Annotated in this window: 5 protein-coding genes and 1 pseudogene; 2 read left to right on the top strand and 4 right to left on the bottom strand. The window is 68.9% G+C overall.

Annotated elements, in window-relative coordinates; all coding sequences use genetic code 11:
- Positions 1-110: 110 nt before the first annotated feature.
- Positions 111-410: pseudogene (locus ACFC0D_RS37585) on the top strand (serine/threonine protein phosphatase); the annotation flags it as partial.
- 1,736 nt (positions 411-2,146) lie between these two features.
- On the opposite strand, the gene ACFC0D_RS37590 reads toward ACFC0D_RS37585, so the two are convergent.
- On the bottom strand, positions 2,147-3,130 hold the full coding sequence (locus ACFC0D_RS37590) for a helix-turn-helix transcriptional regulator (RefSeq protein WP_376446386.1): 984 nt from the start codon (positions 3,128-3,130) through the stop codon (positions 2,147-2,149).
- A gap of 63 nt (positions 3,131-3,193) precedes the next feature.
- Here ACFC0D_RS37590 and ACFC0D_RS37595 point away from each other — a divergent pair, with 63 nt between their 5' ends.
- On the top strand, positions 3,194-4,348 hold the full coding sequence (locus ACFC0D_RS37595) for an epoxide hydrolase family protein (protein ID WP_376446389.1): 1,155 nt from the start codon (positions 3,194-3,196) through the stop codon (positions 4,346-4,348).
- Between the two features lie 470 nt (positions 4,349-4,818).
- Here ACFC0D_RS37595 and ACFC0D_RS37600 read toward each other — a convergent pair whose 3' ends face one another.
- From ACFC0D_RS37600 to ACFC0D_RS37610, 3 genes are all read right to left on the bottom strand, one after another.
- Positions 4,819-5,175, bottom strand: a complete 357-nt coding sequence (locus tag ACFC0D_RS37600) for a DUF6879 family protein (RefSeq protein WP_376446392.1) — start codon at positions 5,173-5,175, stop codon at positions 4,819-4,821.
- Positions 5,176-5,177: 2 nt separating this feature from the next.
- Positions 5,178-5,378, bottom strand: a complete 201-nt coding sequence (locus ACFC0D_RS37605; RefSeq protein WP_376446395.1) for a hypothetical protein — start codon at positions 5,376-5,378, stop codon at positions 5,178-5,180.
- 786 nt (positions 5,379-6,164) lie between these two features.
- Positions 6,165-6,494: a hypothetical protein gene (locus ACFC0D_RS37610; protein ID WP_376446397.1), complete on the bottom strand. Its 330-nt coding sequence runs from the start codon at positions 6,492-6,494 to the stop codon at positions 6,165-6,167.
- Between the last annotated feature and the right edge of the window lie 640 nt (positions 6,495-7,134).

A 7,134-nucleotide genomic window follows, 5' to 3' on the forward strand; every position in this document is an offset into this window, starting at 1 on the left:
CAGGAGTAAGGCAGACCCGCTCCACGGTTCCCGGCACCCGGCCGGCATGATCCCCGATCATGCCGGCCGGGTGCCTTTCGGTGCTTCGGCCACGGCGCCCAGGGCCCTACGGGATTGAGCAGCTGCAGGAACACCTCGCGGCAACGGCCCTTCTGACCGGCCCGGACCGCTCGCCCTCACGGGAGGCGCTCTGCGACGACGTCCTCGACATGCCCGGCCCGGGCGACCGGGACGACGACATCGCGCTGCTCGCGGCCCGTTTCGACGGGATCGCGCCCAGCGACGTGGCGTACTGGTGCCTGGAACCTGAGGACGCGGCCCCGGGGCGCGCCCGGCGGCTCGCGCGGCGGGCGCTCGCCCGCTGGGACTTGGAGGAGCTGTCGGACTCGGTCGAGCTGCTGATCAGCGAACGATGCCGGAGATGATCCCTCCGACGACGGTGCAGCGCACGCTGTTGCCGGGCTGCCCGGGTCGGCGACGCGGAGTGTGTTTGCGGTTCATGACGATGTCCTGACCTTGTGTTGGAACGGGCAACCAGCCGGCTTGGGACATCACATTGCGCGACCGGAGATGGGCCATTCTGAGAAGCGTCGAGCCGTCAACAGAGAGGTGCATAAGCCCTGTTCAGCAGCGCGGTGCGGTGGGTGGCGGGCATGATGGTGCGATGAAAAGCGACGGGCCGAAGGAGAGCCCGGGTTCGAGGCCACTGGAGGGTGGCGGCAGCACGCGACTGATCCCGCCGCCCGTCGTTCCCTCGGGCCCGCTGCGGAACCTGAAGAACCTGATCTACCAGTCCTGTGTCGCTGCGGGCGGACCGACTTTGGACCAGATGGCAGCTGCGGTCTCCGCGTCAAACCTGAGCGGCAACCCGTCCCGGTACACGATTGGTCGTCTAGGACTTGTCCGGTCGGTCACCGTCTCCTCTCTCGCGGCTGAGTCGCTTCGGCCTGCTATCGGGCGACCTCGGCTTCTGCACGTCGGTGTAGCCGGGGCTGGCTCACGGCCGGGGAGCACCTCATCCGTGTGGGGATGCTTCGCGACGTTCCCCAAGAACTGCGCGAGAACCGGATGGTGAGAACCCCTGCTGCAGCCGGTGCATGCAGGTGCCCAGCCGTGGCAGGATGGCCTCATGTTGATCCGAAAGGGCAATGCCGCGTAGGCATCCCAAGGCCGTCCGTGCAGAGCGGTGGCGGCCACGATGGCAGTATCCGGTTCTGAGGGTCCACGGTGTCTCCGCGCGGACTCGTGCAGCGATCCGCCGGGTCGAAGACCAGGAGATGTGGCCCAACGCGGTCGCCAAGGCACTCTCGTGTTTCGAGTGGGCTTTTCAGGAGCCCGGACGCTACCTGGACGCCTCCGCCTTTGATTCGCCCGGGGTAGGAGATGCCCGTGATGACCTGGAGTGGGCGATGCTGTACCTTCCGCCCGGAGCCAAACGGGACTTGGGCCGATTGATCACGCGTATCGATGAGGAATTTGAGCGCCGCACCTTGCCGGAGCCCAACTACAACGAGTGGGCGACGACGCGCTGGTGGTGGACCAGAATGCGTGAACGCTGACGGTCCCCGAGGTCGCCGCCCCTCCTTGTATCGAACGAAGCTGTCCCCCTCCGCGACCGCTCCCCAAGATCTGTGCCAGAAACGAGATCGGGAGTCGTTTTTGTCGATGAGCGCGGGAGGCACCCCGTTGGCGGGCAGGTCGATGCTCACGAGTTCCGGAGGCACCCGCCGCCGACCCGAGGGGTACATGTACCGGTGTGCCCAGACTCCAGTGGCCGCGCATCGTGGATCGTGCCGCCGGCATCGTCACCCGCTACGACGAGGTCGGCGGCTGCACCCTCCGGCAGGCTTACTACCGGCTTGTCACGGAGGGCCTGATCCCGCATACCGCACCGGCGTACCGGCGTCTGTCCGCGCGGCTGGCTCAGGCACGCCGGGAGGAGCGGTTCCCCGACCGCATCGACCCGTTGCGCGAGGTCCACGTTCCACCGGCCTGGCCGGACGCTGGCGCGTTCCTGCGTGCCGCGCCTGACTGGTTCGCCCTGGACCGGACCGCCTGCCAGACCACGGCCCTGTACGTGGCCTGTGAGAAGGACACCCTGCGGGCGCAGATGGCCGGCTGGCTGGAGGACACAGGCGTTCCCGTGCTAGTTCCCTGCTGTCTCGACCTGACCGTGGTGCTCATCCGTCGCGCTGGTGAGCCGGGCCGCCAGCGTCTTGATGTGCTCGACAAGTTCTGGGGGTTCGTGCACTTGGAAGTCGAAGCCTTTGGTTGTCACGTAGATGGCCAGCTCGTCCAGCGAGTTGGATCCGGCCCGCAGGGTGCAGCTGTGCTCGTCGATCGGTTCCAGCGCTGCGGTGGTGGGGGTGATCCGCTCGGCCGCGGTCTCGGCGCTGACGTGCAGGGTGAACCGGGCCTGGTAGCGGTAGGCCGACGTGGAGATCGCCCGTGAGGTGTAGCCGCTGAGATCGGGGTCTGGCGGGGTGCGCGGGGTGAACCGGGGGCCGGTGGGTGTGCGTGGGGCGAGGCGGTCCACGCGGTAGGTGCGCCAGTCCTCGCGGTCGGCGTCCCAGCCGATGAGGTACCAGCGCCGGCCGGCGTACACCAGGCGGTGGGGCTCCGTCGTGCGGATGCTGGTGGTTCCGTCGTGGGTGCGGTAGTCGAAGCGCAGGCGCAGCGAGTCGCGGCAGGCGGCGGCGATGGCGGTGAGGGTGCTCGGGTCGACGGTGGGGCCGGTGTTGGCCATCGGCACCGTCACCGACTGCAGGGCGTTGATCCGGTGGCGCAGCCGGGACGGCAGTACCTGTTCGAGCTTGGCCAGGGCCCGCACCGAGATCTCCTCGATGCCGGTGATCGAACCGCCGGCGGCCGTGCGCAGGCCCATCGCGACCGCGACGGCTTCGTCGTCGTCGAGCAGCAGCGGCGGCAGCTCCGCGCCGGCACCCAGCCGGTAGCCGGCGGTGCCCGCGGTGGCCAGCACGGGGTAGCCGAGGTCGCGCAGCCGGTCGATATCGCGGCGCACGGTGCGCGCAGTGACCTCCAGTCGCTCGGCCAGTTCGCCGCCGGACCAGTCGCGTCGGGTCTGCAGGAGCGAGAGCAGTCGCAGTAGCCGTGTCGAGGTTTCCCACATGGTGTGAAGTCTGCCATCGACCTAGGACCGGATCTGACCTAACCGGCTCCTAGGGTTGTCGGCATGGACAACAACAGCGAGATCCGGCCTTTCACCATCGACATTCCCCAGGCTGACCTGGACGACCTGCGGGACCGGCTCGCCAGGACCCGGTGGGCCGCGGACCTGCCCGATGCAGGCTGGAGCCGCGGGGTGCCGGTGAGCTACCTCAAGGGGCTGGCCAAGTACTGGCGCGATGGCTATGACTGGCGCGTCTACGAGCGGGAGCTGAACTCCTACCCGCAGTTCACCACCGAGATCGACGGGCAGAACATCCACTTCCTGCACGTGCGCTCGCCCGAGCCGGACGCGCTGCCGCTGATCCTGATCCACGGCTGGCCCGGCTCGATCGTGGAGTTCCTGAACGTCATCGGCCCGCTGACCGACCCCAGGGCACATGGTGGCGACCCGGCGGACGCGTTCCACCTGGTGATCCCGTCGATCCCCGGCAGCGGGTTCTCCGGGCCGACCCGCGAGGCCGGCTGGGACACCAACCGAGTGACCAGGGCGTTTGCCGAGCTGATGAACCGGCTCGGATACGACCGCTACGGCGCGCAGGGCGGCGACACCGGCGCGGTCATCTCCCCGGGACTCGGCCGGCTCAACCCCGACAAGGTCGTCGGAGTGCACGCGAACGGGCTCTCCGCGTTCACCGAGGTCAACCCGGACGAGGTGGGAGAGCTGACCGAGGCCGAGCGGGCGCGGCTGGATCACCTGCAGTACCTGGAGACCGAGCAGTCCGGCTACGCGATGATCCAGATCACCCGGCCGCAGACCCTGGCGCACGGCCTGCACGACTCCCCGGTCGGGCAGTTGGCCTGGATCGTGGAGAAGTTCAAGGAGTGGACCGATCCCGCTGCCGAACTGCCCGAGGACGCGGTGAACCGGGATCTGTTGCTCACCAACGTGATGCTGTACTGGCTGACCGGCACCGCCGGGTCCTCGGCCAACAGCTACTACGAGACCGCGCATGCCGGAGCCTGGGGCGCCAGTGAGCGTTCCACGGTGCCGACCGGGGTCGCGGTGTTCCCCATGGACGTGTCGATCCGGCGCACTGTCGAGCTCGAACACACTGTCGTGAACTGGTCCGAGTTCGACCGCGGTGGCCACTTCGCCGCCATGGAGGCCCCCGACCTGCTCGTCGGCGACGTGCGGGAGTTCTTCCGCAAGCTGCGCTGAAACCACCGCGGCGCCGACCTCGATCAAGTCGGCGCCGTGGCAGCATTCGGTGCTCAGGCTCAGCGAACGACCGGGATGGGCATGGTCAGCGGGCTCCTGGGCCGCAGCGGCCCGGCCCAGCAATAGGCACCGTGCACCACACGTGTTGCCTCAGATAAAGTACTGCGACCGCTCCTGAGCTGCGGAAACTCCATCCGCACACTCATGGCGCCCCGGAGATTGGTCGGCGACTTCGACGCCTCGGGCCCCGACATCGAACGAGACTTGGGGGCACGCACGGACTGCTGGAGCCATGGGGAACGGGTCCTGCTCACCCACGACCAGGTCCGCGACTACGAGCTGCCTGCGGCTAGCGGCGTCGCGGGCGCGGCAGGCCGCGAGCACCTCGGCGGGGGCCTCCACCAACTCGACGGCGGTTGTGGTGTCGGTGTCGTCGATGTGCATTCGCACCGGGTGCGGGAGCCGAAGAGTCAGAAGTCCCACTCTGGCAGACCGAGCCGCTCGGCTTTGGAGCGGGCCAGTACGCGGGTCTCCTCGCCAGCGTCGACGTTCCCGGCCGCGCTCGCCATGAGGAACCGCTGACCGTTGGTGGGCGGCTCGTCGAAGATCCGGATGCGGGAGAACCGGGCGCCCCGTGCGGCCTTGTCGCGCACGTTGACGTTCCATGGGTGGTCCGGTTCCGGGGAGGGGCCGATGCCGTGCATGAACGCCTGGAATCGGGCGCGCCGGCCGGTGGCGTAGCCGCGGCAGGTTTCGAGCCGGAACGCCGTGTGCTGGAAGTCGGCGAACAGGTGGGTGATCTCCTCGAAGGGGATCAGGGTGGGCACGGTCACTCCTTGGGGGCGAAGCGGGTGAGCAGCTCGCGAGGGACGACGACGGCGGTCTCCTTCACCCCCAGGTCGCGGAGCTGGGCCAGGTGCTCGGCGTCGAGCTGGTCGCCCTGGACGACGAAGTCGCCAGTCTCTTCGACCTCGTACAGGGTCGGGCAGTTGCCATGCTCGCTTGTGGCGCCGATGAACCTGAGCGTCATCGGTGCCCCGGTCTTGGGGTGGAGCACCAAAATGCAGCTGACGAAGCACCTGCGGGCCCCCAACACCCGCTGAGACCCGACGCCGCGCCTGGTTCTCGCCCCGCCCCGCGCCCCATGGCCGGGCGTGGACCGGACAGGCCGCCTGGCCGAACCCACCACCCGCTGCGCCCCGCCGATGCCCGACGTCGGCCGGGCGCAGCGCTGTTCACCGACGACTTGGGGAGATTGCTCATGTCTCATCCCCCACCCGCGCGCCCGAATCGGCCAGTTCATCTCCCCTGACAACAGCAAGCCACTGCGCCGCACGGACCTGGCGGGGTTTCGAGCCCGCTGGATGATGGAGATACGACTCGTCGACGAGTGCTGCGGGTTCGCCGAAACATACAAGCAACTCCTCGACCTCGTCTGAGGGCGCAGACGTCACCTTGTGTCGGGAATCCGCAAACGGCTGAGGGGCGAGCCCCTGGCCGGACCAATAGCGGCGTCGTTGAAGGAACTGGGTTGCGGATCGAGACACTTCCGAGCGGTGAGGTCCCTGCCCGTCGGCGCCGTTCCGTACTCCCTGCGGCGCTGCGGATGTGCCGGACACCAAGACCTGGACAGGTCGGCCGGGCGGAGGGGCAACAAGGAACGCTGCGGCGTACTCGCCCCGCTGGTCCGCCCGGCGGTGGCGCATGTCGTAACGGTTGGCGATAACGACGTGTGATGAGCTGCTGGCCGTTGCGCCGCTACGGCCACGGGCCGGGGGCCGGAGCTATTGTCAGCAGCTCCGGGGCCCCGACACGGTCAGGAGTACCAGTCAGCCTCCGTCGGCCGCGCCCGTCGGGGCACCTCCCGGGCGGGCATCGGCTTGCGTTCGCCACCCGCGAGCAGGGTGCTTGCCGGATCGCCGCCGAGAGCGCCCGGGAGCGTCACCTCGACCTCGATGCCGCGAGGCGGGTCGGTGGGCAGGATTGTGGTCATCACCATCGTCTGCGCGTGGTGGCCATGGGCGCGGGCGGCGGCGACCTGCTTCCCGTCCACGAGGAGCTCCAGCTCCCGCGCCCCACCCATCCGCAGGCCCACGGTGACCGAGCAGCCGGCATGCTCGCAATGAAATTGATACTCGCGGCCCATGATCGCCTCCCTGAAGCGCCCAGCGACGTAGCCCCTTCCTCCCATCGTGGCACTGGGTGGTGGCTGCGTCAGCCCGGAACCGCCACCTGGAGCGGCAAGGCCGGCACCCTGATCCTCACCCGCCACACCACCTCCCCCACCGACCACCGTCGCCGAGCACGGGGCTCTGGCGCGGCTCCTCTCCCACAACGACAGCTACCGCGACTGGATCACCACGCCTCTCTGCTGGCCGATCCCACCCACAAGCTGCATCCCCTGAAAACGGGATCGAGGGGCGGCTGTCGCCCCGCGCGAGCGGCAGTACTCCGCCGGCGCAATGAGCGGACGCGGTCGACCGCAGCCAGTGACGATGACGGAGGGAAGATCCGCATCGCATGCGCCTGGTGGGTCGATGGACATGACGCCGAAGTGGGAATGGGCTCATGCCTGGGCAGCCGATCCACGGGCGGGGCGCGGCCAGCGTGGCCAACCAGCTGGCCGACGTGGCCGCGGACGCGCTGCGCCTACACCGCACGTGTGCGCGCGGGCCTGTTTGATCTTCAGGATCAGCCCTCCCTACGTTGTTCCACGGGACCGGGCCAGCCCTTCGTATGGTTGGTCCACCCAGGGGTGTCGGGTGTGGCTCTCAGCCCTCCGCCGA

It is taken from the genome of Streptomyces sp. NPDC056222 (assembly GCF_042264065.1).
Taxonomy (GTDB): Bacteria; Actinomycetota; Actinomycetes; order Streptomycetales; family Streptomycetaceae; genus Streptomyces.

Coding starts and splice junctions, on each gene's coding strand:
- ACFC0D_RS37590 (WP_376446386.1), bottom strand. CDS start 3,130: ATGTGGGAAACCTCGACACGGCTACTGCGACTGCTCTCGCTCCTGCAG.
- ACFC0D_RS37595 (WP_376446389.1), top strand. CDS start 3,194: ATGGACAACAACAGCGAGATCCGGCCTTTCACCATCGACATTCCCCAG.
- ACFC0D_RS37605 (WP_376446395.1), bottom strand. CDS start 5,378: ATGACGCTCAGGTTCATCGGCGCCACAAGCGAGCATGGCAACTGCCCG.
- ACFC0D_RS37610 (WP_376446397.1), bottom strand. CDS start 6,494: ATGGGCCGCGAGTATCAATTTCATTGCGAGCATGCCGGCTGCTCGGTC.